The organism is Pseudarthrobacter sp. HLT1-7 (assembly GCF_059383435.1).
In genome coordinates, this window is the sequence record NZ_JBWZCH010000007.1 from 125,261 (window position 1) to 151,553 (window position 26,293).

28 protein-coding genes and 1 pseudogene are annotated in these 26,293 nt (G+C 66.4%); 16 read left to right on the plus strand and 13 right to left on the minus strand.

From position 1 onward, the window contains the following. Positions 1-14 precede the first annotated feature (14 nt). The gene (locus tag AC50X6_RS09130; RefSeq protein WP_494965909.1) at positions 15-1,355 is read right to left on the minus strand and encodes an alpha-hydroxy acid oxidase; all 1,341 of its coding nucleotides are present in this window, start codon (positions 1,353-1,355) and stop codon (positions 15-17) included. A 120-nt stretch (positions 1,356-1,475) separates the two neighbouring features. On the opposite strand from AC50X6_RS09130, the gene AC50X6_RS09135 reads away from it, so the two are divergent. The 3 genes from AC50X6_RS09135 (at position 1,476) to AC50X6_RS09145 (ending at position 2,862) form a co-directional block, all read left to right on the plus strand. Next, positions 1,476-2,165 carry a FadR/GntR family transcriptional regulator gene (locus AC50X6_RS09135; RefSeq protein ID WP_494965910.1) on the plus strand — a complete coding sequence of 230 codons (690 nt, stop codon included), beginning with the start codon at positions 1,476-1,478 and terminating at the stop codon, positions 2,163-2,165. A 181-nt stretch (positions 2,166-2,346) separates the two neighbouring features. Next, positions 2,347-2,559: a helix-turn-helix domain-containing protein gene (locus AC50X6_RS09140; protein ID WP_138768374.1), complete on the plus strand. Its 213-nt coding sequence runs from the start codon at positions 2,347-2,349 to the stop codon at positions 2,557-2,559. A gap of 204 nt (positions 2,560-2,763) precedes the next feature. Further along, positions 2,764-2,862 (plus strand): 30S ribosomal protein bS22, encoded by a 99-nt coding sequence (locus AC50X6_RS09145; RefSeq protein ID WP_003792170.1) that lies wholly within the window; start codon positions 2,764-2,766, stop codon positions 2,860-2,862. 261 nt (positions 2,863-3,123) lie between these two features. On the opposite strand, the gene AC50X6_RS09150 is transcribed toward AC50X6_RS09145, so the two are convergent. Continuing rightward, positions 3,124-3,942 carry an HAD family hydrolase gene (locus AC50X6_RS09150; RefSeq protein WP_494965911.1) on the minus strand — a complete coding sequence of 273 codons (819 nt, stop codon included), beginning with the start codon at positions 3,940-3,942 and terminating at the stop codon, positions 3,124-3,126. A 110-nt stretch (positions 3,943-4,052) separates the two neighbouring features. On the opposite strand from AC50X6_RS09150, the gene AC50X6_RS09155 reads away from it, so the two are divergent. Both AC50X6_RS09155 and AC50X6_RS09160 read left to right on the plus strand, forming a co-directional pair. Beyond that, positions 4,053-4,325 (plus strand): glutaredoxin family protein, encoded by a 273-nt coding sequence (locus AC50X6_RS09155; RefSeq protein WP_494965912.1) that lies wholly within the window; start codon positions 4,053-4,055, stop codon positions 4,323-4,325. 90 nt (positions 4,326-4,415) lie between these two features. Next, positions 4,416-5,111 carry a redox-sensing transcriptional repressor Rex gene (locus tag AC50X6_RS09160; protein WP_494965913.1) on the plus strand — a complete coding sequence of 232 codons (696 nt, stop codon included), beginning with the start codon at positions 4,416-4,418 and terminating at the stop codon, positions 5,109-5,111. Between the two features lie 46 nt (positions 5,112-5,157). Here the strand turns inward: AC50X6_RS09160 and AC50X6_RS09165 are convergent, their stop codons facing one another. The 3 genes from AC50X6_RS09165 to AC50X6_RS09175 form a co-directional block, all read right to left on the minus strand. After that, positions 5,158-5,829: a hypothetical protein gene (locus AC50X6_RS09165; protein ID WP_494965914.1), complete on the minus strand. Its 672-nt coding sequence runs from the start codon at positions 5,827-5,829 to the stop codon at positions 5,158-5,160. 235 nt (positions 5,830-6,064) lie between these two features. Beyond that, positions 6,065-6,778 carry a hypothetical protein gene (locus AC50X6_RS09170; protein ID WP_494965915.1) on the minus strand — a complete coding sequence of 238 codons (714 nt, stop codon included), beginning with the start codon at positions 6,776-6,778 and terminating at the stop codon, positions 6,065-6,067. A 268-nt stretch (positions 6,779-7,046) separates the two neighbouring features. After that, the gene (locus tag AC50X6_RS09175) at positions 7,047-7,595 is read right to left on the minus strand and encodes a YceI family protein (RefSeq protein ID WP_494965916.1); all 549 of its coding nucleotides are present in this window, start codon (positions 7,593-7,595) and stop codon (positions 7,047-7,049) included. A 206-nt stretch (positions 7,596-7,801) separates the two neighbouring features. Here AC50X6_RS09175 and AC50X6_RS09180 point away from each other — a divergent pair, with 206 nt between their 5' ends. The 5 genes from AC50X6_RS09180 to ccsB are packed head-to-tail and all read left to right on the plus strand — an operon-like array spanning position 7,802 to position 12,835. After that, positions 7,802-8,467, plus strand: a complete 666-nt coding sequence (locus AC50X6_RS09180; protein WP_494965917.1) for a histidine phosphatase family protein — start codon at positions 7,802-7,804, stop codon at positions 8,465-8,467. A 2-nt stretch (positions 8,468-8,469) separates the two neighbouring features. After that, complete coding sequence (locus AC50X6_RS09185; protein WP_494965918.1) at positions 8,470-9,096, plus strand: TlpA family protein disulfide reductase; 627 nt, start codon at positions 8,470-8,472, stop codon at positions 9,094-9,096. Between the two features lie 15 nt (positions 9,097-9,111). Next, positions 9,112-9,867: a cytochrome c biogenesis CcdA family protein gene (locus AC50X6_RS09190; RefSeq protein WP_494965919.1), complete on the plus strand. Its 756-nt coding sequence runs from the start codon at positions 9,112-9,114 to the stop codon at positions 9,865-9,867. Further along, positions 9,867-11,729 (plus strand): cytochrome c biogenesis protein ResB, encoded by a 1,863-nt coding sequence (gene resB, locus AC50X6_RS09195; RefSeq protein WP_494965920.1) that lies wholly within the window; start codon positions 9,867-9,869, stop codon positions 11,727-11,729. The genes AC50X6_RS09190 and resB overlap by 1 nt, the downstream gene beginning before the upstream one ends. Further along, positions 11,729-12,835: a c-type cytochrome biogenesis protein CcsB gene (ccsB, locus tag AC50X6_RS09200; protein WP_494965921.1), complete on the plus strand. Its 1,107-nt coding sequence runs from the start codon at positions 11,729-11,731 to the stop codon at positions 12,833-12,835. Before resB ends, ccsB begins: the two co-directional genes overlap by 1 nt. A 1,337-nt stretch (positions 12,836-14,172) precedes the next feature. Here ccsB and AC50X6_RS09205 read toward each other — a convergent pair. After that, positions 14,173-14,619 carry a PLD nuclease N-terminal domain-containing protein gene (locus AC50X6_RS09205; protein WP_494965922.1) on the minus strand — a complete coding sequence of 149 codons (447 nt, stop codon included), beginning with the start codon at positions 14,617-14,619 and terminating at the stop codon, positions 14,173-14,175. A gap of 133 nt (positions 14,620-14,752) precedes the next feature. On the opposite strand from AC50X6_RS09205, the gene AC50X6_RS09210 reads away from it, so the two are divergent. Next, complete coding sequence (locus AC50X6_RS09210) at positions 14,753-15,076, plus strand: DUF4229 domain-containing protein (RefSeq protein WP_494965923.1); 324 nt, start codon at positions 14,753-14,755, stop codon at positions 15,074-15,076. Here the strand turns inward: AC50X6_RS09210 and AC50X6_RS09215 are convergent. From AC50X6_RS09215 to AC50X6_RS09235, 5 genes and pseudogenes are all read right to left on the minus strand, one after another. Beyond that, the gene (locus AC50X6_RS09215; protein WP_494965924.1) at positions 15,073-15,954 is read right to left on the minus strand and encodes a 1,4-dihydroxy-2-naphthoate polyprenyltransferase; all 882 of its coding nucleotides are present in this window, start codon (positions 15,952-15,954) and stop codon (positions 15,073-15,075) included. The two genes, AC50X6_RS09210 and AC50X6_RS09215, sit on opposite strands and share 4 nt — an antisense overlap. 48 nt (positions 15,955-16,002) lie before the next feature. After that, positions 16,003-17,157 (minus strand): AMP-binding protein, encoded by a 1,155-nt coding sequence (locus AC50X6_RS09220; RefSeq protein ID WP_494965925.1) that lies wholly within the window; start codon positions 17,155-17,157, stop codon positions 16,003-16,005. A gap of 7 nt (positions 17,158-17,164) precedes the next feature. Beyond that, on the minus strand, positions 17,165-18,118 hold the full coding sequence (locus AC50X6_RS09225; RefSeq protein WP_494965926.1) for a 1,4-dihydroxy-2-naphthoyl-CoA synthase: 954 nt from the start codon (positions 18,116-18,118) through the stop codon (positions 17,165-17,167). 21 nt (positions 18,119-18,139) lie between these two features. Then, positions 18,140-18,226: pseudogene (locus AC50X6_RS09230) on the minus strand (VOC family protein); the annotation flags it as partial. A 109-nt stretch (positions 18,227-18,335) separates the two neighbouring features. After that, positions 18,336-19,097 (minus strand): CPBP family intramembrane glutamic endopeptidase, encoded by a 762-nt coding sequence (locus AC50X6_RS09235; protein ID WP_494965927.1) that lies wholly within the window; start codon positions 19,095-19,097, stop codon positions 18,336-18,338. A gap of 52 nt (positions 19,098-19,149) precedes the next feature. On the opposite strand from AC50X6_RS09235, the gene AC50X6_RS09240 reads away from it, so the two are divergent. The 5 genes from AC50X6_RS09240 to AC50X6_RS09260 all read left to right on the plus strand — a co-directional run bounded on the left by AC50X6_RS09240 (position 19,150) and on the right by AC50X6_RS09260 (position 25,282). Next, positions 19,150-20,118 carry a metal ABC transporter substrate-binding protein gene (locus tag AC50X6_RS09240; protein ID WP_494965928.1) on the plus strand — a complete coding sequence of 323 codons (969 nt, stop codon included), beginning with the start codon at positions 19,150-19,152 and terminating at the stop codon, positions 20,116-20,118. Next, entirely contained in the window at positions 20,115-20,903 is a 789-nt protein-coding gene (locus AC50X6_RS09245; protein ID WP_494965929.1) for a metal ABC transporter ATP-binding protein, read from the plus strand. Before AC50X6_RS09240 ends, AC50X6_RS09245 begins: the two co-directional genes overlap by 4 nt. A 3-nt stretch (positions 20,904-20,906) precedes the next feature. After that, positions 20,907-21,782: a metal ABC transporter permease gene (locus AC50X6_RS09250; RefSeq protein WP_494965930.1), complete on the plus strand. Its 876-nt coding sequence runs from the start codon at positions 20,907-20,909 to the stop codon at positions 21,780-21,782. 107 nt (positions 21,783-21,889) lie between these two features. Continuing rightward, the gene (locus AC50X6_RS09255) at positions 21,890-23,551 is read left to right on the plus strand and encodes an ABC-F family ATP-binding cassette domain-containing protein (RefSeq protein WP_494965931.1); all 1,662 of its coding nucleotides are present in this window, start codon (positions 21,890-21,892) and stop codon (positions 23,549-23,551) included. Between the two features lie 270 nt (positions 23,552-23,821). Further along, on the plus strand, positions 23,822-25,282 hold the full coding sequence (locus tag AC50X6_RS09260; protein WP_494965932.1) for an amino acid permease: 1,461 nt from the start codon (positions 23,822-23,824) through the stop codon (positions 25,280-25,282). 70 nt (positions 25,283-25,352) lie between these two features. Here the strand turns inward: AC50X6_RS09260 and AC50X6_RS09265 are convergent, their stop codons facing one another. Both AC50X6_RS09265 and AC50X6_RS09270 read right to left on the minus strand, forming a co-directional pair. Beyond that, positions 25,353-25,586: a hypothetical protein gene (locus AC50X6_RS09265; RefSeq protein WP_494965933.1), complete on the minus strand. Its 234-nt coding sequence runs from the start codon at positions 25,584-25,586 to the stop codon at positions 25,353-25,355. A gap of 501 nt (positions 25,587-26,087) precedes the next feature. Continuing rightward, positions 26,088-26,264: a CsbD family protein gene (locus AC50X6_RS09270; protein WP_326966040.1), complete on the minus strand. Its 177-nt coding sequence runs from the start codon at positions 26,262-26,264 to the stop codon at positions 26,088-26,090. Positions 26,265-26,293 lie beyond the last annotated feature (29 nt).

Genomic DNA, 26,293 nt, shown 5'->3' on the forward strand with positions numbered 1-26,293 from the left:
ATTGCCGGACCCGGTCAGCGGGGGAGCAGTCGCACGTGGTCGGGGGTCAGCTCGGAGATCCGGCTGACGCCGAGCAGCGCCATGGTGCGGAGCATGTCGGTTTCCAGGATCTGGATGGCCCGGTCCACGCCCGCCCGGCCGCCGGCCATCAGCCCATAGAGGTAGGCGCGGCCGATCAGGGTGAAGTCCGCGCCCAGAGCCAGCGCCGCGATGATGTCCGCGCCGCTCATGATTCCGGTGTCCAGGATGATCGCGGCGTCGCTGTTGTCGGTCCGGAGCGCGGCGGAGACCTCCGGGAGCAAGTGGAACGGGATCGGGGCCCGGTCCAGTTGGCGTCCGCCGTGGTTGGACAGCACTACGCCGTCAGCACCGTGGTCCACCACCTTGCGGGCGTCGTCGACCGTCTGGATGCCCTTGACCACGAGCTTGCCCTGCCAGGTCTCACGCAACCAGTCCAGGTCCGCGAAGGTCAGGGTGGGATCGAACATGGAGTTAATCAGGTCCGCGACCGTTCCCGTGTAGCGCGAGAGCGAGGCGAACGCCAGCGGCTCGTGGGTGAGGAAATTGAACCACCAGGCCGGGCGGTAGGAGGCATCCAGCACGGTCTTGAGCGTCAGCGCAGGCGGGATGGTCATGCCGTTGCGCACATCCCGGAGCCGGGCTCCGGCGACGGCGGTATCCACCGTGACCATGAGGGTGTCGTTACCGGCCCTGGCGGCGCGTTCGATGAGTTCGAGCGAGCGGTCCCGGTCCGTCCACAGGTAGAGCTGGAACCAGTTCCGGCCGTCCGGGGCGGCGGCGGCCACGTCCTCGATCGACGCCGTGCCCATCGTAGAGAGGGTATAGGGGATGCCGGCCGCCGCGGCGGCCTGGGACCCGGCGTACTCGCCCTCGGACTGCATCATCCGGGTGAAGCCCGTGGGGGCGATCCCTACCGGCAGCCGGGACGGCTTGCCAAGGATCTCGGTGCCGAGGTCCACGCTGGAGACGTCGCGCAGGATGCCGGGCCGGAACTCGATGTCGAGGAACGCCTGGCGCGCACGGCGCAGCGTGATCTCGGCTTCCGCGGCGCCGTCGGTGTAGTCGAAGGGCGCCTGCGGCGTGCGGCGCTTGGCGATGTCGCGGAGGTCCCAGATGGTGCTGGCGCGGCGCATCCTCGCGGCACGGCTGAACTCCGGTTTCTTAAACTGCATGAGCGGCGCGAGGTCCGAGTACTTCGGGACGCGTCGCTTCAGGGCAGCCGGAAGAATGCCGGCCGGGGCACCCGCCGCGGGGCCGGCCGGGTGGCCGCCCGGCGTGGTGGCTGCGGGAGTGGTGGGCACCTCGGGGTTGCCGGGCTCGATCGTCTGCGTCATGGTTGCCTCCGGGCAGGTCTCGTGTTCCTAGGTATCTGCATGCCTGGCGAAACTCGACCAGGGATGTGGTCCAACCACAGTCTAGCGGTGTGGTCCAACCACATCAAGTACGATGGTGCCATGCGTACCCATCAGCTTGTCCTGAAGTGGATCGAGGGCGAACTGTCCGGCGGCCGGCTGGTTCTGGGCGGACGGCTGCCGGCGGAGCGGTCCCTCGCCGGGCAGCTCCAGGTCTCCCGCACCTCCGTCCGCGAGGCCATCCGGGTTCTTGAGGCCATGGGGGTGCTCCGGGCAGGGGTGGGTTCCGGCCCCGACGCGGGCACCGTGGTCATTGCCGACCCCACTGCCGCCCTGGGCTCGGCGCTCCGGCTGCACGTGGCCACCTCACACCTGCCTGTCAAGGACATTGTGGAAACCCGGGTGCTGCTGGAATCATGGGCGGCCTCACGGGCCCGCCCGGAGTCGCCGTCCCTCGCAGAGGCCGGCCGGCTGCTGGACCAGATGGACAGCTGCGCGGGTACTGAGGTTTTCCTCGACCTGGACGTCCGTTTCCATCTGGCGCTCGCCAACGCCGCGGGCAACGCCGTGGTCAGCGCCATGATGGCTTCCCTGCGCGAAGCCATTCAGGGCTACGCGGGCCGGCTCACCGGAAACCTGCCCGACTGGGACTCCACCGCGGCCCGTCTCCGCGCGGAACACCGGGGCATTCTGGCGGCCATCAGCGCCCACGACGGCGGCCGAGCGGCCACGTTGGTCGCGGACCACATCGAGGGCTACTACGCAGAAGCCGGGCTGGGCTCAGGGGACTGACCCGCCGGCCGCACTCGGAGAGGATTCCGCGGAAAGCCCCGGTGATTCCTGCGGAGGCCTTTCACATTGGCATCATCAGCCCCTAGAGTATCTAACACGTGGTTGTTTGATGGCTCAGCATCGGCACACCGCCATGTCAGTCAAATGGGGTTGCCGTTCGCTTGAGTAAAGGAATACGGAAATGTCTTCGGAGGCTAATTTCTCCAACGCACGGTTCTTGACCGTGGCTGAAGTCGCGGACGTCATGCGCGTGTCCAAGATGACCGTGTACCGACTTGTCCATTCCGGCGAAATGCCGGCTGTCCGCTTCGGCCGGTCGTACCGGGTGCCGGAGAACGCCGTCGAGCAGTATCTCAAGGGTGCTGTCGTCGACGGGCACACGGAAACAGCCTGAGTCTTGCCGCGGCGCCGGCTGCTGCCGGAATATCAACTGCAGGCATCCGGGAGTGCCTGCGGTCGTGGTGTGCCCCCGGGAGGCGGTACCCTGTTAAGGAACGTTTTACGTCATTGTAAGAACCTGTCCGTTGTTCAGTCTGCTGCTTAGCCCGCGGACCCTTCCCAACAGGCAGGTACTGCATCTAGCCGGTAAGGAACTTTCGTGGGTTCAGTTATTAAGAAGCGTCGCAAGCGTATGGCCAAGAAGAAGCACCGCAAGCTGCTTCGCAAGACGCGCCACCAGCGTCGCAATAAGAAGTAGAGATACTTCGCAGAATGTGAATGCCCGTTGCCTTCCAGGCGGCGGGCGTTTTCTTTGGGGTTTTCGCGCCGGATTCGGACGGGCGACGCCCTTTCGCGCTGGCGACGCCGGTTTGGCCTGGCGACGCGCTTTCGCGCGGGCGACGCGCGGATTCGCGTAGCGCCCGGCAGGAAACGCCGCGCCAGGATTAAAGCGCGGCGAAAACTGGCGCGGCAGTCGCGGGCCGCGGGGCGGATCCGCAAGTGGAAAGGTGCCCGCAGGCTACAAGGTAGGGCCGCGGAAGCGGGAGAAACCCCGCCAGAGGCCGTAGATGACCCCGCCGGCCGTGGCGGCCTTAAGGCCCAGAGTCGCTGCGCGGCGTCCGGAGCGGAAATCGTAGACCGGCCAGTTGTTCTCCCGGGCGTGCCGGCGCAGCCGCGAATCCGGGTTGATGGCCACGGGATGGCCCACCATGCTCAACAGCGGGATGTCGTTGTGTGAGTCGCTGTAGGCCCAACAGCGGTTGAGGTCCAGGCCCTCGGCCTCGGCGATCACGCGGACAGCGATTGCCTTTGCGGGGCCGTGCAGAATGTCGCCCACCAGTCTGCCGGTGTATGCCCCGTCCACGATCTCGCCCACCGTGCCGAGGGCGCCGGTGAGGCCCAGTCGCGTGGAGATCACGGTGGCCACCTCGATTGGCGTCCCCGTCACGAGCCAGACCTTGCGGCCCACCCGGAGATGCTGCTCCGCGAGGGCCTTGGCGCCCGGCCAGATCCGGGACTCGATCATCTCGTCATAGACCTCTTCGCCCAACGCCTCGACGTCCTCTACCGTGATGCCGGCGGCCAGGGTGAGGGCGGAGTCGCGGACGGCGTGAACGTCATCCATATTCTCGCCGCGCAGCACGAACATCAGCTGTTTCCACGCAAAACCGGCGGCCTCGCGGGCAGTGAAAGCACCGCGCTGGTGCATCTTGCGCGCCACATGGAACAGGCTGGCGCCCCGCATGAGGGTGTTATCGACGTCGAAGAAAGCGGCCTCGCCTTGCTGCGGCGGCGCAGCAGGCTGTCCGGCCACGGCGACGTACTTCTCCTCGGGCATTCCCTGAGTCTAGCCAACGCGGCGGCTGGTTGCCGTCGACCGGGCCGCGGAGCCCGGGCCTGATGTGCCGTGCGTCGACGCCGGAGGGTATGCCGGGCTACCGTGGAACCATGCCTACGCCCACGTCCCTCCCCGATGTAGTTCTGATCACCAAAGCCGACTGCCACCTCTGCTCAGACGCGCGCGCCGCCGTCGGCCGGGTCACGGAAGCCCTTGGCATCGGCTGGAGCGAACAGTCGGTGGATGACGACGCGGCGTTGCGTGAGCGGTTTGCCGAGGAGATCCCGGTGGTGCTGGTGGACGGTGTCCAGCGGGATTTCTGGAAAATCGATGAAGTCCGGCTGGAGCGGACTCTGCGCAGTGCCCTGCAGCTGGGAATCTGACGCGGCGTGGCCCGAACAGCTGCTTGCTTTGTTGGCCGAACGGCCGGGGCTCTAGAGTGGGAGGCACAACGCGACGCAATGGAGCAGATAGTGACTTCGCTGGATTCAACTCCCGAGGCTGTGCACGGGGGGACGGGGGCTGCAGCCAAGCAGATTCCGCCCGCGGCCGTATCCCGGCTGACCATCTACCTGCGCGCCCTGACCACGTTGCTGGCCGAAGGGGTGGACCGGGTCTCCTCCGAGTCACTGGCCGAAGCCTCGGGTGTCAGTTCATCAACGCTGCGCAAAGACCTCTCCCACGTCGGCTCCTACGGCACCCGCGGTGTGGGCTACGAAGTGAAGTACCTCAACCGGCATATTGCCGCGGCCCTCGGCCTGACACAGGACTGGAAGGTCGCGATTGTCGGTGCGGGCAACCTGGGCAAGGCCCTCGCGCGGTACGGCGGCTTCGAATCCCGGGGCTTCGACATCGTTGCGATCTTCGACGCCGACCAGATGGTGGTGGGCAGCGAGGTCGGCTGGCTTCGGGTCAGTGACGCAGCTGATCTTCAGCCGGTGCTGCAGCGCACCGGTACCAACATGGTGGTGCTGGCGCTGCCGGCAGCGGCGGCGCAGAGTGTCTGCGACAGCGTGATTGCCGCGGGCGTCCGCAGCATCCTCAGCTTTGCCCCGGTGATGCTCCAGGTGCCGCCGGGGGTGAACCTGCGCAAGGTGGACATGGCCACTGAACTCCAGATCCTCGCGTATCACGCACAAAGGGCGCAGAACCCGGAGGACGCCGACTAGTTTCAGTCGGGCCGTCCGGATCCCGCGCCCTGCGCGCCGTGCCTGTTTAGTTGGGTGCGCCCGGCTGTCCGTACGGATTAGCGAACGGCTGGCGCTTGCTGAAATAGGGCGAGTTCGCGGGGAGGTAGAGCAGCACGATGCCCGCGATGCCGAGGACGGCCGCCAGGGTCGAAAGACCCAGCGGGAAGAGGCTGAAGACCGACAGCGCGGCGAAGACCGTGCCCAGGATGCGAGCCCAGTTCTTGCCCTTGCGGACGTTGAGGGCGACGAGAGCGTAGAGGCCGGCGCTGATTGCCGCGAAGACGAGGATGGTGCCCGTCAGAAACGGCTTGAGGTCCTCGTACGCCACGTCGGTGCCGCTGGCGCTCATTTGCTGCTGGAACATGTCCCGCATGGCGGCGCTGTCCAGGGCACCAAGGGACACCAGCAGCGAGATCACCCACACCGCGCCGGAGGCGACGATGAGCCAAAACGCGATGTTGACCTGCTTCGGCATGGCGGCGGGGGCTTGTGGCTGGCCGGGGTGGCCCTGGGCGTACGGGGACTGGCCGTATTCGGCCTGCCCGTACTGAGGCGGAGCCTGGCCGTACTGCGGGGCGGCGGGTGCGTTCTGGCCGTACTGCGGGGCCGCGGGTGCGTTCTGGCCGTAGCTCGGCATCGGCTTTTCGCCCGGCGTATTGCCGTCCGGGTTGGCCGGCGGGACGGGAGGGATACTCATGGCGGTCCTTTTGCATGTCGGTCTGGAGCGGCTACCGGGACCAGAATCCTGCCCTGCCCCCAGCATGGGTATCTCCACCGTACCGCGGGCCGGTCGCTGCGCGGATCATTCCCGAGAGGTATTCTCAGCCCGCGTACAACGCGTCCAGTGCAGTGCAAGCGGAGGGGCCGTCGCGGGGCTGGTGCCCTGCAACGGCCTCTCAGCCACCCTCAAACGGTTTCCCTCCGGCCCTGGATCAGGCGCGGCCCCGGACGGAAGCGAACCAGGCCTGGGAATTGGGCAGCCACATCAATACGGTCGCCGCGAGGCTGATGAGGAACCCGGACCAGTTGGTGCCCCGTCCGTCCACGGCGCCGGCGCTGATGATGTTCAGCAAGAGGGAAATGCCGGCAACGATCGTGAGGGCAAACCGGGCCCATTCATGGCCTTCCTTCATTTTCATGGCCAGGACAATCTGGGCCGCGGCCAGCGCGAGGGCAACGAGCGCCAGCAGCAGAACCACCAGTCCCACGCCAGGCGCGAATGCGAAGAGGACAAATGATCCGAAGAGGACGATGATGCCGCCCAGCAGGCCCAGAAGCCCGCCAATCAGCCAAACCCAGTAGGAAACTTTCAGTTCGGTCGGCATCCCAGTGACGGTGAACATGCCGGAGAGGCCACCCCGGGGCATAACGTCATTGAAGGTCTTAGGACGCCCTGTCGGCATCTCGAAGCGGAACCCGCCCGCCGGCGCAGGCCCGCCTTGCGGATACCCCTGCGGGGGTTGGCCGGAGCCCGACGGCGGCTGGTAGCCCTGCGGGGGTTGGCCGGAGCCCGACGGCGTCTGGTAACCCTCCGGGACCGTCGGTGTTACCTGGGGCGGCTCGGAGCCAGCGGGCGGAGCGCTGCTGCCCTGCGGCGGCTGGGCACCCGGTTGCTGCGGGGGAGTTACATCACTGGGGTTGCTCATGGCTCTCACTGTAGACCGCGCATGTGCCGATATCTAGGAATCTGAGCCGATTGCGGACAATGCCGAGGCGCCGATAAATCAGGGCCCGAGGCGGCCCGAGGTGGTCCGGCAGCACGTTCGGCAGCGCGTCCGGCAACATGTCCAGCGGCAGCCGGGCCGGGGTAATACAGGGCAACCCGATCCATCGCGGGGATGAAGCGGGTTGCCGGCGGTTTCAAGCCGCGGTGACCGGCCCGATTTGCACGCCAGGCCGGCCCAGGAATGCTGGCTAGGCAGCCGGTGCGATGAAAGCCAGTTCGAGGTTGACGGCTACCTTGTCGCTGACCAGCACGCCGCCGGCCTCGAGGACCGCGTTCCACGTCAGGCCGAAGTCCTTGCGGCTGATGGTGGTCTCGGCGGACAGGCCGGCGCGGGTGTTGCCGAACGGGTCAACCGCAACGCCGTTGAATTCGGTCTCTAGGGCCACCGGGCGGGTGACACCCTTGATGGTGAGCTCGCCCTGGAGTTCGTAGACGTCCCCCTTGGGGACGATGTGCTTGGAAACGAAGGAGATTTCCGGGAACTTCTCGACGTCGAAGAAGTCTTCGCCGCGGACGTGGCCATCGCGGTTGACATCGCCGGAGTCGAAGCTCGCGGTCTTGATGGTGGCGCTGACCTTCGAGTCGGCGACGTTCTCGGCGAGGTCCAGGGTGGCTTCTGCATCCTTGAACTGGCCGCGGACCTTGCTGATGCCCGCGTGGCGGACGGTGAAGGCAATCTCGCTGTGCGAGTTGTCCAGGGTCCAGGTGCCGGTGGTGACGTTGACGGGAAGTGCCATGGTGTTCTCCTTGAAGTCGGGTGTTGGGACAGATTTGATCATTGACCGAAGCGTCATTAGTTGAAGACTCAACTAACTGCTCACCCAGTATAAACATGCATTTGCATCTTTTATTCCACTTCCGGGGAACATTTCACAAAACTCGTCAGTTCTACCTGTCGTAGAAGATTTCGTCATTGCCCCTGCCCTTTGAGAAACTGGTACACATGCCCCAAGCCACTGTTCATCTGCTCCGCCACGGCGAGGTCCACAATCCCGATGGTGTCCTCTACGGGAGGCTGCCGGAGTTTCACCTCTCCGCGCTCGGCCGGGAGATGGCCCGGACGCTTGCGGAGCATTTCATTGAGCGGTCCGTGCAGGGGGCGAAGATCGTCCACCTGGCCGCCTCACCGCTGACCCGCGCGCAGGAGACGGCACAGCCCATCGCCGAGGCGCTCAACCTCCAGATCACCACCGAGGACCGGATTATCGAGGCCGCCAACTACTTCGAAGGGGTCCATGTCACCAAGGCCGAGCTCCTGAAGCCGAAGCACTGGCCGATGCTGCGCAACCCGCTCCGGCCCTCCTGGGGTGAACCGTACAAGGAACAAGCGGCCCGGGTGATCGCCGCCGTCCAGGATGCCCGCCGTCGGGCGATCGAACTCGGCGGCGAAGACGCAGAGGCCATTCTCGTCAGCCACCAGCTGCCCATCTGGACCACCCGCTTGAGTGCGGAGAAAAAACCGCTCTGGCATGACCCGCGGAAACGCGAATGCACGCTCACCTCGCTCACATCGCTGGTGTTCGACGACGCCGGAAACTTCGTGCGCGTCGACTACAGCGAGCCGGCTGCCGTTCTCCTGCCCGGTGCCTCAAGCACCCCGGGGGCCTGAGCATGGGCAGCACTCATCTACCCTTTGGCCACCCGGCACTGACCCGGCGCAGCGTCCTGACAGCTGGAGGCGCGGCGCTCGCCGTCGTGCTGGGCCTCTCCGCTTGCGCGCAGGAAGATGCGCTGGCCAAGCAGGCCAAGGCCGGCGACAACAAGAACTACGTGGCCGGCGACGGCTCGGTGACGGAGTTCGCCGTTGCGGACCGCAAGACCCCCATCGCCATCAAAGGCACCCTCTTCGACGGCACCGCCGTGACGCCCGATGCCTTCCAGGGCAAGGTCACCGTGCTCAACTTCTGGTTCGCCGCATGTGCCCCCTGCCGGGTCGAGGCGCCCTCGCTGGAGGCCCTGCACCAGGAGTTCAAGAGCCAGGGCGTGCAGTTCTTCGGCGTGAACCTCCGCGACGAGAAAGCCACTGCGGACGCGTTCGACAAGTCCTTCGGCCTCACCTACCCGAGCTTCAACGACAAGGACGGTGCGGTGCTGCTTGCCGTCTCCGGCCTCGTCCCACCTGGCGCCGTTCCCACCACACTGGTGCTGGACAAGCAGGGCCGGGTGGCGTCCCGCGTCCTCGGCGAGATCCAGAAGGGCACCCTCAAGTCCCTCATCGCCGCAGCCGTGGCCGAGTAGCGGACGGCGCAGACCATGAACAGCCCCTTCGCCGAAGCCATCCTGAGCGGCTCGCTGCTGCTGGCCATCCCCGTGGCGCTCCTGGCCGGACTCGTCTCCTTCCTGTCGCCCTGCGTGCTGCCTCTTGTGCCGGGCTACCTGGGCTACGTCACCGGCCTGACCGGCGTCGACCTCCAGAAGCAGAAGCGCGGCCGCATGCTGGCCGGAATCGGGCTCTTTGTCCTGGGCTTCTCGGTGATCTTTGTGCTGCTCGGCGGGGCATTTGGCCAGCTGGGAGCACTGGTCACGGGCTCGCAGAATGCTTGGATCACGCAACTGCTGGGCATCTTCGTGATCATCATGGGAGTGGTTTTCCTGGGCGGCTTTGGTTGGCTCCAGCGGGACGCCAAAATACGTGCCAGGCCGCCTGCCGGGCTGTGGGGTGCGCCCCTGCTGGGCATCACCTTCGGGCTGGGCTGGGCGCCGTGCATCGGGCCCACTTTCTCCGCGGTCCAGCTGTTGAGCCTGTCCGGCGGATCTTCGGCGGCCAAGGGCGCGTTCCTGGCCTTCGTGTATAGCCTCGGCCTCGGCATTCCCTTCCTGCTGATTGCCTTGGCCGTGCGCCGCGGCATCGGCGTGATGTCCTTCTTCCGCAAGCACCGGCTCGCCATCCAGCGCACCGGGGGCGGGATCCTGATTGTGCTGGGCCTGCTGATGGCCAGCGGAGCGTGGGGCACCTGGGTTTCCGCGTTGCAGTACTGGTTCCAAAACGATGTGAAATTGCCGATCTGATGAGCGAGCGAGTGAACGTAGAGAAGAAGTCCCCGGCCCCCGGCGTCACGCCCGAGGGCGCCAGCCCTGTGGCCGCCGCCAAGGCGGAAGCTGTCCTCCCGGTGCTCGGCCCGCTGGGCATGCTCCGTTGGGCCTGGACCCAGCTGACCAGCATGCGCACGGCGCTGTTCCTGCTGCTGATGCTCGCCGTCGCGGCTGTGCCCGGCTCGCTCTTCCCGCAGCGGCCCGCCAACCCGTCCATCGTCACGCAGTACATCAAGGACCGCCCGGATTACGGCCAGCTCCTGGACACACTGCAGCTATACGACGTGTATTCCTCGGCCTGGTTCTCGGCCATCTACATCCTGCTGTTCATCTCACTGATCGGCTGCGTGATTCCCCGCGCCATCGCGCACTACAAGGCGATGCGCTCCCAGCCCCCGCGCACCCCCGCACGGCTCTCGCGGCTGCCCGAATACGGAACGCTGGTGATCGCCGCCGACGCCGGGATCCCGGCGTCGGGCGCCATCTCCGACGCCGCCGGGCTGCTGAAGAAGCGCGGCTACCGCGTTGACGTCCGGGACCCCGACGGCGCCCGGCCGTCCCTGGGCGCCGAGCGCGGCTTCCTGCGCGAAGTCGGGAACCTGCTCTTCCACACCTCACTGATCGGGGTACTGGTCTCAATCGCAATCGGCGGACTGTTCGGCTACAGCGGGCAGCGGATCCTGGTGGAGGGCGACACCTTCGTGAACACCCTGGTGGGCTACGACCAGTTCACGCCGGGCACCAACTTCCAGAGCGGCCAGCTGCAGCCCTATTCGGTCCAGCTGGACAAGTTCCAGGTCGCGTTCGACCGCGAATCGAAGGGTAAGGTCGGCCAGCCCATCGACTTCAGGGCCGATGTGACCACGAAGGAAACCCCGGACGCGCCCGCCCAGAAGAAAGTGCTGAAAGTCAATGACCCGCTCAGCCTTGGCGGCACCGGCATGTACCTCACGGGCAACGGCTACGCCCCTGTAGTGACCATCCGCGACGGCGCCGGCAACGTCGCCATGCAGGGTCCGGTCGTGGCCAAGCTGCAGGGCGACAATTACTACTCGTCCGCGGTCATCAAGGTCCCGGACGCCAAGCCGGAGCAGCTCGCCTTCGCCGGCTTCTTCCTGCCCACCGCCTTCGTCACTGAGGAAGGCGTGTCCTTCAGCGGTGATCCCGAGCTGTTCAACCCCCAGCTGACCCTCAACTCCTACTTCGGCGACCTCGGGCTGGACGACGGCGCCCCGCAGAACGTCTTCGAGCTCGACGTCAAGAAGCTCACGCCGCTCAACGCCCGGAACCTCGACGCCGGCGGCATCACCCTCTCGCCCGGCGCCACCTACACCCTGCCGGACGGCAAAGGCTCCATCAGCTTTGACGGCGTCAAGCGCTACATCGGCGTGGACATCCACCACAATCCGGGACAGCTTTACGCCCTGATCTCCGCGCTCCTGGCGGTCGCCGGCCTGGTCACCTCGCTCTACGTGAACCGCCGCCGCGTCTGGGTCCGGACGGGGTCCCATGAGGACGGCCGCACCATGGTCGAATACGGGCTTCTGGCCCGCGGCGAAGACCACCGGCTTGCCGGGGAGGCAACCGCGATCCGCAAGCTGCTGGCCGGTGCCTGGGATCTCGACGGCGCCGCCACCGGCTCCCAGCCTGCCCGTTCCGCCGGCTCCCAGCCGGCTTCCGCCACCGGCTCCCAGCCGACTATCAGCGGCAAGGCGGATAATGACCGGGCGGGCACGGACTTGTCCGGAGCCGGTAGAGCGCTGCCCTCCCCGGACCATCCCGCAGCAGACGTCATCCAGTCATCAGCCGGCTCGCGTGAGTCAAAGAAGGATCAGTAATGCCCCCCATCAACGAAACCATGGGCCAGTACAGCGAGCTGTTCATGCTCCTAGCGGCAGGCACCTACACGGTGGCGTTCATCGCCTTTGCCTGGGACCTGGCCAAGAGCAGCAAGGTGTTGCGCGCGGTGGACCTCAAGGCTGCCGGGCTCTCGGGTGCTGAGGCCGCCCGCGTTCCGGTCACGGCCGGTGCCGGGGCCTCATCGGGTGCCGTGGACCGGGCCGACTCGGACGTGGCCGGGCCGGTCGGACGGGCCGAGCGCCCGTCGTCGTCCGTTTCGCGCAGTGCCGCCGGTACCACCGGGATCGGCCAGACCGCCGACGGCGCCATGCGCTACGCCGGCGAACGGCGCGTCCCCGCCCGGGTCGCCGTCGCCCTGACCGTGCTGGGCGCGGCGATTCACGCCGCAGGAGTCATCACGCGGGCCATCGGCTCGGGCCGGGTGCCGTGGGGAAACATGTACGAGTTCCTGACTACCGGCGCGTTTGTGGCGGTGGCCGTCTTCCTGCTGGTGCTGATCCGGCGTGACCTGCGCTTCCTTGGCACGTTTGTCATTGGCCTGGCCATCATCATGCTGGTTGCGGCGTCCGTGGCCTTCTGGACGCCGGTGGGGCATCTCGTTCCCGCGCTGCAGAGCTATTGGCTGATCATCCACGTTTCCATTGCCGTGCTGTCCTCCGCACTGTTCACCCTGACCTTCGCCATGTCAGCCCTCCAGCTCGTGCAGTCGCACCGGCAGAAGACCATCGCGGCCGGCGGCGGGGACAAGCTGGGCTTCATGCGCCTGGTTCCGTCCGCGCTGAGCCTCGAGAACCTGTCCTACCGGATCAACGCCATCGCCTTCGTAGGCTGGACCTTCACGCTCATGTTCGGTGCCATCTGGGCCGAGAAGGCCTGGGGCCGCTTCTGGGGCTGGGATACCAAGGAAGTCTGGACCTTCGTGATCTGGGTGGTCTACGCCGGCTACCTGCACGCCCGCGCCACCCGCGGCTGGACCGGAACCCGCGCCGCCTGGCTGTCGATTGTCGGCTACCTCTGCGTGGTCTTCAACTTCACCATCGTGAACCAGTTCTTCAACGGCCTGCACTCCTACTCGGGGCTGTAAGCGCAGTACCGGGTCTGCGACCGGGTCCCCGGTTCGCCCCAGGTTCGCCACAAATGGCCGCTATGGAACCCCGCATAGCGGCCGTTCGAGTCAGATGGGTGATTTACAAGGCGGTGCACTGCGCGAAAACTACGATTGGGACCGGCCCGGGTGCTTTCCAGGCCCGCACCGGCCCATGCCTGCATTGGTTCGCCACAAATGGCCGCTACGGAACCCCTGGTAGCGGCCATTCGCGTCAGATGGGTGTTGAGCGGGCCGACGATCTCCATCGATTCGCCACAACTGGCCGCTTTTCCGCCCCGGCCCACGCCCTGCATCGAGTCGCCACGAATGGCCGCTATGCCACTCGGCTTCACGCCCGTTTGCCACAGGAGGCCGCTATTCCGTCGGTCTTAGCGGCCATCAGCGTCAGACGGGCGCACAGCGGGGCGTGCGCTGCGCTGTAACTTTGGCCGCACCGTAGGCAGATTGGATGCAGGAGTCCAGCCGCGCTCGGTCAGCGCAGCGCGCACGCGGCTAACGGCAGTCGGCTCCAGGCCAGGGGTGAACGGGGTCAAATCCCACTGCGTCAATACAACAACGCGCCATCCGGCATCCCTGGCATTTTCATCTCGAAAGATGTCGCTCCGACGCTGCGCCGGTCGAACCACGTCCGCAGTGGGGAAGTGCAGCTCACCCAGTCCCCGGTAACGATCTCGTCCGGTTGGAGTGACTGCTGGTGGCCCACGACATTCTTGCGTCGCACGGCCCGCCTGCCCGGATCGCTCGTCAGGTGGACGCCAATCAGCATCTTTAGTGCACTCGGCAGAGGGAAACCCCACAGCACTGCCGCAGACAGGTGGCTCACTATAGCGCCGGTCACGGCGGTCAGGGCCCGCAAACGTGCCAGCAAAGTGTCCGGGGCGGTGGCCGGGGCCCGCACTCCGAAACAGGGACTGACCAGGTCCCGAGCCCGCGTCCGACGGCGGCTGAGCCCGGCGGCGCGGCCCTGCGTCACGGTGAAGGGCTCGTTTCGAAGATGCGAGGGAAGCTCGCTGGGATGGTGCATACGAGCATTCTGCTCCCGCCCGACGGGGTGTCGGGGGTTATCCACAGGTCAGGCGCAGTGTGGAGGAATAGTGGGCCTTGTGAGCGGCATGCGTGGGCGCCGAATTGTGACGGCCGTTCGGCGGAGATGGCCGCTATGGGGGCCGGTGTTCCGGCCAAGTGTGGCAAACGGGTGAAGTAAATACCCGAGACGGGGCCTTGGACGTAACCCTGAGTGGGTCCCGGGGAAGGGAATGCCGGCAGGGCCACGGAAATCCGACAGGTCAGCGGATAACAGGTGGCCCGGTGGGCTACTTGACCTCGTCGGTCCCCTGAGCGCCTGCGTCGTCGGAAGCGCCGGCGTCGCCGGAACCACGGGCGTCGCCGGCCTCGCCAGAGGCGGAACCGGCGCCGGTGCCGCCGTCGAGCTTGCGCTCTTTGGCGTCGAGTTCGTCTTTGAGCTTCTTGAGCCGGTCGGCCTCGGCCTGGTTGCGGCGGCGGATTTCGAGCCTGCGCAGGAAGTCCGGGTCGTCGTCGGGGGCGACGGGGTGGCTATACCTGGCCGGGGCCGGGCCGGTGCCGCGCGGGCGGCCGATCAGGAACCACAGGACGGCGCCGACCACCGGGAGAACAATCTGGACCACGATCCATGCCGGCTTGGAAATGCCTTTGGTCTGGCGCGCGTCGGTGCGGATCACATCAATGAGTCCGTAGACAAATACGACAAGTACGGCGACGGTAACCACTACACGGAGCATACGTTCAGTCTAGCCTCCGGGGAGTCGCCGGCGCCCTCCGTGCCATTGGCCGGCGACGAAGCGGCCAGCGGACGACGCCCCCGGGCAGGTCAGCCCCCGGGCAGGTCAGCCCCCGGGCAGCTAAACTTGAACTGTGGCTTTCCTAAAATACTCCCTGATCCGTCTGGCGCTTTTCGCACCACTTTTCGCATTGTTCCTCTACCTGCGGCTCGGCTGGCTCCTCGCCGTCCTCTGCGCCGGCATGATGGCCTTCGCTATCAGCTACTTGTTCTTCCAGAAACAGCGCGCCGCGGCTGCAGAATCGCTCCACCAGCGCTTTTCAGGTATGGCCAAGCCGTTGCGCAGCGCAGGGGAAGTGGACGACGCCGACGCCGAGGACCGCCTCGTCGACGCCCACCCGGACGTCACCGTCCGCACGGAGAACCGCACGAAGGACTCCCGGGAAACGGGCTCCTAGAAGCCTCGGCTCAGCACCAGGCCCAGCGAGAACAGCACCGCGTAGCCGAGGTTGATCAGTCCGGTCTGCTTGAGCACCGGGATCAGGCTCTTGCGCCGCCGGCCGGCGATCATCAGCCAGGACGGCATGAGGCTGGCCGGGATCAGCAGCAGCACAATCAGCATCCATGGCCGTCCCGGAGCGAGCACAATCGGCAGCAGGATCGCGACGGCGAGCATCAGAACGTAGCTTTCACGGGCGTGCTTGTCTCCGAGCCGCACCGCCAGCGTCTTCTTCCCGGCTTTCCGGTCGGTGGGGATGTCGCGGACGTTGTTGGCCATCAGCAGGGCGCAGGCAATCAGGCCCGTGCCAATCGCGCCGATGATGGCGGCAAGGCTCAGCCGGCCGGCCTGCGTGTAGGTGGTACCGAGCGTGGCCACGAGCCCGAAGAACACAAAGACGAACACGTCACCCAGGCCCAGATAGCCGTAGGGATTCTTACCGCCCGTGTAGCCCCACGCCGCGAGGACACAGCCGAGGCCCACGAGGATCAGCCACCACGCCTGCGTGATAATGACGAGGGTCAGGCCGAACACCATGGCCAGCGCAAACGCGGCGAAGGCAGCGTACTTGACCTGCCCGGGCCGGGCGGCGCCCGAGCCCACCAGCCGCAGCGGACCCACCCGGTCCTCATCGGTGCCGCGGATACCGTCCGAGTAGTCATTGGCGTAGTTCACGCCGACCTGCAGCAGCAGGGCCACGAGGGCGGCCAGGGCGGCGTTGAGCGGACGGAACGTGTCCATCTCGTACGCGGCAGCGGTGCCGATCAGGACCGGCGCAATCGCGGCCGGCAGGGTGCGCAGACGGGCGCCTTGGATCCATTGAGCGGCTGTGGCCACGGTCAGTACCTCGCGTTGATTTGGCTAAACCGGGAGTGCCCGGCCTATCTATTTTCCCTGATGCAGCCCGTGGAGCCGAACAATCATGCCGAGCCGGTCCGGTTTCCCGTTAGGCAGCATCAGCAGTTCACCCGCGACAAGCACGGTTTTCGGGGCCAGCCGGCCCAGGAGCGGCGCCCGGAGGGCACTCGCGGTGACGTCCTCGATGCCGGCCGGGGAACTGTCAGCAACCGCCACGTAGGCGGCGAGCGCGTGGCCCCACTCCGCGGAGGGGACACCGGCCACGAAGGCAGCCAGCACGCCGTCGAGCTTCTCCAGCTCCGTCTGGACATGCGCGGCGGAGACTTTCACGCCGCCGGTGATGACGACGTCGTCGGCCCGGCCGAGGACCGTGAGATTCCCTTCCCCGTCCAGCTCGCCGAGATCGTCCGTGCGGTACCAGCGGACGCCGTCGTCCTCGACGAATGCTTCCGCAGTGAGTTCCGGGGCGCCCAGATAGCCCGCGGCGATGGTGGCGCCGCCGAGCAGGATGCGCCCGTCGCCCTCCACCCGGACCAGGACGTCTTCGAGCGGGAAGCCGTCGTACACGCACCCGCCGCAGGTCTCGGCCGAGCCGTAGGTGGTCACCACGTGCACGCCGGCCGCCCGCGCCGCGGCGAGCAGTCCCGGTGACGCCGGGGCGCCGCCGAGCAGGATGGCATTGAAGCGCCGCAGCACCGCGAGCGTCTCCGCGGAGGGGGCGTCCAGCAGCCGCTGCAGCTGGGTGGGGACGAGGGACGTGAACCGGATCTTGTCCGTGAGCTCGAGCGCGGCGGTGGTAAAGGCCGCCGGGGTGAAGCCGCCGCTGAGGTCCATGACCCACGGCCGGGTGCCGGCGAAGAGCGATCGGACCAGGACCTGCAGGCCGGCCACGTACTGGACCGGGAGTGCCAGCAGCCACTGCCCCTCGCCCTTGAGCGCAAAGGCGGTCGCCACGGACGAAGCCGCCAGCGCCTCAAGCGTCAGGACGGTCGCCTTGGGCGTGCCGGTGGACCCGGAGGTCCGCACCACGGCGGCGGCGTCCGCAAAGCCGGGGGTGTCCACCAGTTCAACGACCGGTGAACCGTCGGGTCCGGCGGAGAGTTCGACGGCGGGGCCCTCACCCCGGAGGGCAGCCGCCAGCGCCGTCAGGGCGGGCTCGATGTTCACGGTTCCGGAAGTCACGGGAGCCTTAGAAGTAGTAGGGGAACTTGGACCAGTCCGGATCGCGCTTTTCCAGGAAGGCTTCCTTGCCTTCCACCGCCTCATCCGTCATGTACGCCAGCCGTGTGGCTTCGCCGGCGAAGACCTGCTGGCCGGCGAGCCCGTCGTCGGCCAGATTGAAGGCGAACTTCAGCATCCGGAGAGCCTGCGGGGACTGCCGGGCGATATCGGCGGCGTATTCCAGGGCCACCTCCTCGAGCCGGGCGTGATCCACCGCCTCGTTCACGGCGCCCAGCCGGACCATGTCCTCGGCCGAATACTCGCGGGCGAGGAAGAAGACCGCGCGGGCGGATTTCTGGCCGATCTGCCGCGCCAGCAGCGCGGAGCCGTAACCGGCGTCGAAACTGCCCACCGTGGCGTCTGTCTGCTTGAACTTGCCGTGCTCGCGGGAGGCGATGGTGAGGTCTGAGACGACGTGCAGCGAGTGCCCGCCGCCGGCCGCCCAGCCGTTCACGACGGCGATGACCACCTTGGGCATGGTGCGCATGAGCCGCTGGACTTCGAGGATGTGGAGCCGGCCGGCGCGGGCCGGGTCGATGGTCTCCTGGGTCTCGCCTTCGGCATAGCGGTAGCCGTCGCGGCCGCGGATCCTCTGATCGCCGCCGGAGCAGAAGGAGTGGCCGCCGTCCTTGGCGGAGGGGCCGTTGCCGGTGAGCAGGACTGTGGCGACATCGGGGGTCATCCGGGCGTGGTCCATGGCGCGGTAGAGCTCGTCCACGGTGCCGGGGCGGAACGCGTTGCGGACCTCCGGGCGGTTGAAGGCGATGCGCACCGTGGGCAGGTCCCGGACTACGTGTCCCTCGGCGGAGCGCTGCACCTGCCGGTGGTAGGTCATGTCCTGGAAGTCGTCGAAACCGGACACTATGCGCCACCGGGCGGGGTCAAAGACGTCGGATACCTTGGTGGGGATTTCGTTGCTCACGGTCCGAGTCTAGTAATTGGCTTAGCTGATGCAGAACTCATTGCCCTCCGGGTCCGCCATGGTGTGCCAGGAACGCGGTCCCTGGCCGGCGGTCCAGAGGAAGGGGGCCGCCGGAACGTTCCCGCGGAATTTTCCGTCGTACCCCATGCAACGCGGGGTCACTTAGAGCCCATGCGGGGCGCCGGGATGGGCCGTAGGTGACCCCGCGTTGCTTGGCTCAGGGCTGGACACTTTGGAGCTGCTCGAGGAGCTCCGGCGGGATCGCGTAGATGAAGATGACTGCCAGCAGGTTCTTTGCGGCGTGGACGAAGTAGGAGAACATCACGTTCCGGCCGGTCCAGACGTAGACGAACACCAGCACTGCGCCCATGGCGAGGTAGGGCATCAGCGCAGGCAGGGTCAGGTTCTCCTGGCCGACGATGTGCAGGGCGGCGAACAGCACCACGGACAGGACGCAGCAGATCCAGATATTGACCCGCCGGCTGAGCTTGCCGATGAGCAGGTGGCGGAAAATGTACTCCTCCACGAAGGGGCCCACGATCACCAGGAGCGGGACCATCAGCCAGGCCGGCACCTGCTGCATGAGCGCCTGCAGCCCGGCCTGGTTGGCGGACGTCTGCACCGTCCCGGTGATGGCCACCAGTACAGCGGTCAGGACCAACATGGCGATGAGGGCCGCCGGAACCATCAGCACAGTGAACCAGGGCCTCGTGGCGAGGACGCGAAGATCGCGCGCGGCGATGTGGCGGGCAGCGGCGAGGGCTAGGACGCCAATGGTTCCGTAGAAGATCAGGTTCACGGCGTAGGAGGCGACGGCCGGGTTCGGGGACAGTTGCAGCATCAGCGGGGCGAGCAGTTCGCCGGCCACGGCAAAGAGGGCAGCCACGGCTACGTAGAGTCCGGCGGTGGTGAGATCAAGCCGGGAAAACCGGTACAGCTCCGGCCTCGGCGCTGCAGGTGTGCTGAGTACTGTTCCCATGCCACCAGCCTAGCGCCGCAGCACAACGGCAGGGTCACGTACAATATTCGGTATGCCTAAATATTTGTTTCGGCCAGCCAAGACCGGTCGCCCAATCCGTGGCTTTCGCACCGCCGGAGCCTTCGTCACCACCGTTGTTCTTTGCCTTTCCGTGGCCGCGTGCGGGAGTGCCGCCCCGGGCCAGGGTTCCGGGGGTGGGAAGCCCGTTGTGCTGACCACTTTCACCGTGCTGGCCGACGTGGCGCAGAACGTGGCAGGGGACAAACTGCAGATCGAATCCATCACCAAGGCCGGAGCTGAAATCCACGGCTACGAGCCCACCCCCGGTGACATCCGCAAGGCGTCCAAGGCTGACCTGATCCTGGACAACGGCCTGAATCTTGAGGCGTGGTTTGCCCAGTTCGTTGACGGCCTGGACGTTCCGCACGCCGTGGTGAGCGATGGCGTGGAAGTGATGTCCATCAGTGAAGACTCCTACCAGGGCAAACCGAACCCGCACGCGTGGATGTCGCCGGTCAACGTCCAAATCTATGTGGACAACATGGTGCAGGCGTTCTCGAAGCTCGATCCGGACAACGCCGCGGCCTTCGAAGCGAACGGCCTGGCCTACAAGGCCGAGCTGCAATCCGTGAAGGACGAAATGGTCCAGAAGCTCTCTGCCGTCCCCGAGGCGCAGCGGGCCCTGGTGACGTGCGAGGGCGCATTCTCGTATCTGGCGCGCGACGCCGGCCTCCGGGAGGTCTACATCTGGGCAGTCAACGCCGAACAGCAGGCCACCCCGCAACAGATCACCAAAGCCATCGAATTCGTGAAAACCAACAACGTCCCCGCTGTGTTCTGCGAGTCAACAGTGTCGGACGCCCCGATGCGCCAGGTGGTGGGAGCCACGGGCACCACCTTCGGCGGGGTGCTGTACGTGGATTCGCTCTCCGAGGCGGACGGACCCGTGCCCACGTACCTGGACCTCATCCGGCACGACTCCAGGATCATCACCGAAGGCCTGACGGGAGCGGCATCATGAGCAAACCGGCCATCCTGGTGGAAAACGTCACCGTCCACTACGGCGACGTCCTGGCGCTCGACGCCGCGTCACTGTCCCTTGAGGCTGCCCGGATCTGCGGCCTCGTGGGCATGAACGGCTCCGGTAAATCCACGCTGTTCAAGGCGATCATGGGAATGATCAAGCCCGACGCCGGCCGCGTCCTCATCAACGGTGAACCGCCTGCCAGGGCACGCAAAGAGGGTGGAACCGGCTACGTCCCGCAGAGCGAGGACGTGGACTGGCAATTCCCGCTTTCGGTCCGCGATGTGGTGATGATGGGCCGCTACGGGCACCAGGGGTTCACCCGCCGCCCGTCCAAGGCCGACCGTGCCGCCGTCGACCTCGCCCTGGACCGGGTGGAACTGTCCGAGTTCGCCAACCGGCAGATCGGCCAGCTCTCCGGCGGCCAGAAGAAACGCGTGTTCGTGGCCCGGGGGATCGCCCAGGGAGCCACCATGATGCTTCTGGACGAGCCGTTCGCCGGGGTGGACAAGCGCTCCGAGGCAACGATCACGCGCCTGCTGAAGGAGCTCGCCGCTGACGGCTGCACCATCCTGATCTCCACCCATGACCTGCACGCCCTGCCGCAGCTCTGCGACGAGGCTGTGCTCCTGATGCGCAAGGTCCTGATGCACGGCCCGCCCGAGGTGGTCCTGCAGCCCGAGCACCTGGCCATGGCATTCGGCCTCGATGTCCTCAACCGCGACCTTCCTGACCGGGACGTTTCGAACCGGGACCTTACGAAACAACTGGGCAGGAGCTAAATCATGGATCTCCTTGACGTCCTGCTGGAACCGTTGGGCTATGACTTCATGGTCCGCGCCATCATCACGACGGCGCTGGCCGCGATAGTGTGCGCGGTGCTGAGCTGCTGGCTGGTGCTGATTGGCTGGTCGCTGATGGGTGACGCGGTGTCCCACGCCGTGCTTCCCGGGGTTGTTCTCGCCTATATTGTCGGGGCGCCCTTCGCCGTGGGGGCACTGGTGTTCGCCCTGATTGCCGTGACCCTGATCGGCGTGGTCCGCAACACGAGCCGGGTGAAGGAGGACGCCGCGATCGGGATTGTGTTCACTTCGCTGTTCGCCCTGGGCCTGGTGCTCATCTCCGTCACACCGAGCCAGACGGATCTCAACCACATCATCTTCGGTAACCTGCTCGGCGTCAGCATCCCCGACTTGATCCAGGTTCTTGTGCTGGGTGTGATCGCCTTCACCATCCTGCTCCTCAAACGGCGGGACCTGACGCTTTACGCATTCGACCCCACGCACGCCCACGCGATCGGCCTGTCCCCGAAGCGCCTCGGCGCCCTGCTGCTGGGGCTCCTGGCGCTGACATCCGTGGTGGCGCTGCAGACCGTGGGCGTGGTACTGGTGGTGGCCATGCTGATCATCCCCGGCGCCACGGCTTACCTGCTCACGGACCGGTTCTCCCGCATGCTGGTGATCGCGCCGGTTATTTCCGCGGTGTGCTCCGTCGCCGGCATCTACTTCAGCTACTACCTCGACACCGCCTCCGGCGCCATGGTGGTTCTGACACAGGGTGCCGCCTTCGCCGCCGTCTATCTCTTCAGCCCCCGGCAAGGGCTGATCGGCACCCGGCTGGCGAAGGCCCGCCGCAAGAAGGCAGCTGCGCTCGCCGCCTGATATTGCCCGGCCGACGGCGGCAGTCGCCCCAGCAGTTGGCCGACGGTGTCATACTTGACGGCGCAGGCCGCCGCCGGGCAGGCTGGGCACCTACTTGCGAGGACTCCTTGAGCGAACATCTCCGCCTTTCGGGCGTATCCCATGGTTACGGGGACCGCCAGCTGTTTGCCGGCGTCGACATTGCCATCACAGCTGGCGAACATGTGGCGATCGTCGGCGAAAACGGGGCGGGTAAATCCACGCTGCTCCGGATTCTTGCCGGGATTGAGGCGCCGGACGAGGGGACCGCCGTCAGCCAAGGCCGCGTAGGCTATCTTGCCCAGACCCTCGGCCTGCCTGATGCGTTCACCGTGAGCAACGCGATCGACGCCGCGCTGGCATCCCTCCGCGAGATGGAGGCCGAGCTGGACCGACTGGAAAACGGGCTTGCCGGCGCGGAAGCGGACGAACTGGAGCGCTACGGAAACCTGCAGACGCAATACCAGCTCAGGGAAGGCTACGCCGCGGAACCCCGGGTGGAAGCGGCTCTGGACCGGCTTGGCCTGGGCGGGCTGGACCGGACGCGGACCCTGGGCTCGCTCTCCGGCGGGGAACAGGAACGCGTAGCACTGGCCTGCGTGCTGGCCGATCCCGCGGACATCCTCCTTCTGGATGAGCCCACCAATCACCTGGACGCCAGCGGAACGGCCTGGCTGGAAGCGCGGCTGTCCGCGCACCGCGGAACCGTGGTGGTGGTCTCCCACGACCGGGTCCTGCTGCGCAAGGTGGCCTCGACCGTGATTGAAGTGGATGCCGAACGCCGGACGGTCAACCGCTACGGCAACGGCTATGAAGGCTACCTGCGGGAGAAGGCCGCCGAACGCCAGCGCTGGGCGCAGCAGTACCACGGCTGGCTCGATGCGAAGGCTGCCGAACGGCTCCAGGCGGACACGGTCGCGGGGAAGATGGGCTACGCCCGCCAACGCGACGGCGACAAGATGGGGTTCGATTTTAAGGCCGGCACGTGGCAAAAGGCGGCCACCAGTAAGGTCCGCAATGCCCAGGAACGTCTCCGCAGGCTGGAGGTAAACCCTATTGACCGTCCACCGGTGCCCCTGAAGCTGGCAACGGATCTGCGGCCGGACGTTGCAGCGGGCCCCGCCCTTGAAGCGAAGGCAGTGATGGTGCCCGGACGCCTGGAACCAACGGACTTCCGGGTGGAGGCGGGCCAGAAGATCCTGATTACGGGTCCCAACGGTGCGGGCAAGTCCACGCTGCTCGCCGTCCTCGCGGGCACGCTGGAACCGGCCACAGGCGCAGTGCTGAGGCACGGCCGGATCGGATACCTACAGCAGGAGCTTGAACCCCCGCGGCGTCCGTCGCTGCGCCTCCTGCCCGCTTTTGCCGAGGGCCTGGGCGGCAACATCGATGAGCACGCCGAGGCGCTGCTTAGGCTGGGTCTCTTCCGGACCAGCGAATTCCACGTTCCGGTGGGAAGCCTCTCCGCAGGACAACAACGCAGGCTGGCGCTGGCCCGGCTCCTGCTGGGCGGATTCGGGACGATGCTCGTGGATGAGCCCACCAACCATCTGGCGCCCGTTCTGGTGGAACAGCTTGAGGCCGCTCTTTCGGACTTCGCAGGGACGCTGATCATGGTCAGCCACGACCGCGCGCTGGGGGACTGGTTCAGGACCTGCGCCGGTGCAAAAAGCACCGGGAATCGTGCCGGTCATGGCGCCGGTGCCGGGAAGTGGCTGCGGTACGCCATGCAGGACGGCACCCTGGCCTGACCTGCGGATTCGCCTGGAATTGCCGGGCATAATCCGAACATCATTCGGCAATATGGCTGGAACGGCGTCAATAATTAGGCATAGTACCCGTCTGATGTTGCCCGCGTCACGGCGGGTGCCGGAATGCTAGTACGATGGACGAGCCGCGCGAGCTTCGACTCTTGTGAGGTTCGGTACATGTCTGCGCCCTTACCGGGGCTTGGATCCGATTTTGTGTACCTGAACCCACGGTCCTGTCCCGGCGATACCCCGACCTACAAGGAAACAGCTGTGCCATCAACTACCCCCACAGAACTTAAGAGCCCGACGGCGCCATCCGCCGTCATCGACTCAACTCTCAGCGCCGAGGGCTACAAAAAGTCCCTGAGCGGCCGCCAGGTCACCATGATCGCGATGGGCGGCGCCATCGGCGTCGGCCTCTTCATGGGTGCTGGCGGACGCCTGGCCTCCACCGGTCCCGCGCTGATCTTCTCCTACGCCATTGCCGGCGTCATCGCCTACCTGCTGATGCGGGCCCTGGGCGAACTCATCATGTACCGCCAGACGTCGGGTTCCTTCGTCAGCTACTCCGGTGAAATGTTCGGCAAGAAGGGCGCGTACCTGTCCGGCTGGATGTACTTCATCAACTGGGCCATGACCGGCATCGCCGAGCTGATCGCGATCGGACTGTACTTCCAGTTCTTCTTCCCCAACGTGCCGGTTGAACTGTCCGCGATCGCGGCGCTGCTGCTGCTCGTGGGCGTCAACCTCCTGAGTGTCAAGGCGTTCGGCGAGTTCGAGTTTTGGGCGTCCTGCCTCAAGGTCGGCGCCATCCTGATTTTCCTGGCCGTGGGCACCTTCATGGTGATCACCAACGCCAAGGTGGGCGACGGCAACGCCTCGGTCAACAACCTGTTCGCAGCCGAGGGCGGCATGTTCCCCAAGGGCGCGCTGGTGATGATCCTGGTCCTGAACGCCGTGATCTTCGCCTACAACGGGATTGAGCTGGTGGGCATCACTGCCGGCGAAATGCAGGACCCGGCCAAGGAAGTGCCTAAAGCAATCCGCGCCGTCGTCTTCCGCATCGTGGTGTTCTACGTCGGTTCCGTGACCCTCCTGGCCATGCTGCTGCCCTCGGACCAGTACGTGGCCGGCACCTCGCCGTTCGTCACCGTGTTCGGTCAGATGGGGCTCGGCTGGATGGGCGATGTTATGAACATGATTGTCATCACCGCCGCACTGTCCTCCTGCAACTCGGGCCTGTACTCGATCGGCCGGGTCTTCCGCACCATGGCCAACAACGGACATGCCCCGCACTGGCTGACCAAGATGTCCAAGAGCCACGTGCCATACGCGGCTATCCTGGCGATCGGCGGCGTCTACCTTGTAGGCATCCTGCTCAATATCTGGCTCGGTGGCTCTTACGCCTTCGACCTCGCGCTGAACTCAGCATCGATCGGCGTGATCTTCACCTGGGGCGCCATCTTCGCCAGCCAGATCGCGCTGCGAAAGACCAAGGGCAAGGTCTCGTCCCTGCCCGCGCCCGGCGGGACCCGGGCCAGCTGGGCCGGCCTGATCGCCCTGTTGGTCATCACGGTGCTGATCGGCTTCGACACCATGACCAGCAAGACCGGTGAGGTATTCCACCTCGGCCTCTGGACCCTGGCGACCATCCCGTTCTTCGCGCTCGTGCTGTGGCTCGGCTGGCAGAAGGTCAAGAACAACGAACCCAAGAACGCGCTCTTCAACTAGCCGCAACCGGCAATAAGCAACATAGACGACGACGGCGGGCCCTCCGGTACGGAGGCCCGCCGCCGTCGTCTCAGCTGGCGGTGGGGGACCCTGCGGCAGCCCTGCGGCGGCCCTGGATGCGCCGGGACCGCGCCGATTGGACGAGGATGGCCGCTATCGGGGGTGGTGTGGCGGCCATTTGTGGCGAATCGCTGACCTTGGAGGCGGTGGGGGACCCTGCGGCAGCCCTGCGGCGGCCCTGGATGCGCCGGGACCGCGCCGGTTGGACGAGGATGGCCGCTATCGGGGGTGGTGTGGCGGCCATTTGTGGCGAATCGCTGACTATGGAGGCAGTGCGGGACAGCGCCGGACCCTGCGGCGGCCCTGGATGCGCCGGGACCGCGCCGGTTGGACGAGGATGGCCGCTATCGGGGGTGGTGTGGCGGCCATTTGTGGCGAATCGCTGACTATGGAGGCAGTGCGGGGCAGCGCCGGACCCTGCGTCGGCCCTGGATGCGCCGGGACCGCGCCGGTTGGACGAGGATGGCCGCTATCGGGGGTGGTGTGGCGGCCATTTGTGGCGAATCGCTGGCTATAAAGGCAGCGCGGGGCAGCGCCGGACCCTGCGTCGGCCCTGGATGTGCCCGCACCGCGCCGATTGGACGAGGATGGCCGCTATCCGGGGTGGTTTGGCGGCCATTTGTGGCGAATCGGCGGCCCTGGATGCGCCCGCACCGCTCTCCGGGGACACCAACCGCCCAGCACAGAAAAAAGCGGCGGCGGACATCCCCCAAAGGAATGTCCGACGCCGCCCTTGTTGGTAGGACTAGTCCTTCTTGAAGGCGTCCTTCACGTTTTCGCCGACCTTCTTGGCGTCCGCGCCGAGCTGGTCCTTCTGGCCCTCGGCGCGCAACTGGTCGTTGTCCGTAGCGTTTCCGGTGGCTTCCTTGGCCTTGCCGCCGAGGTGCTCTGCTGCGTTCTGAATCTTGTCTCCGATACCCATGGTGTGAACCACCTCTCGTTTCAGGTAGA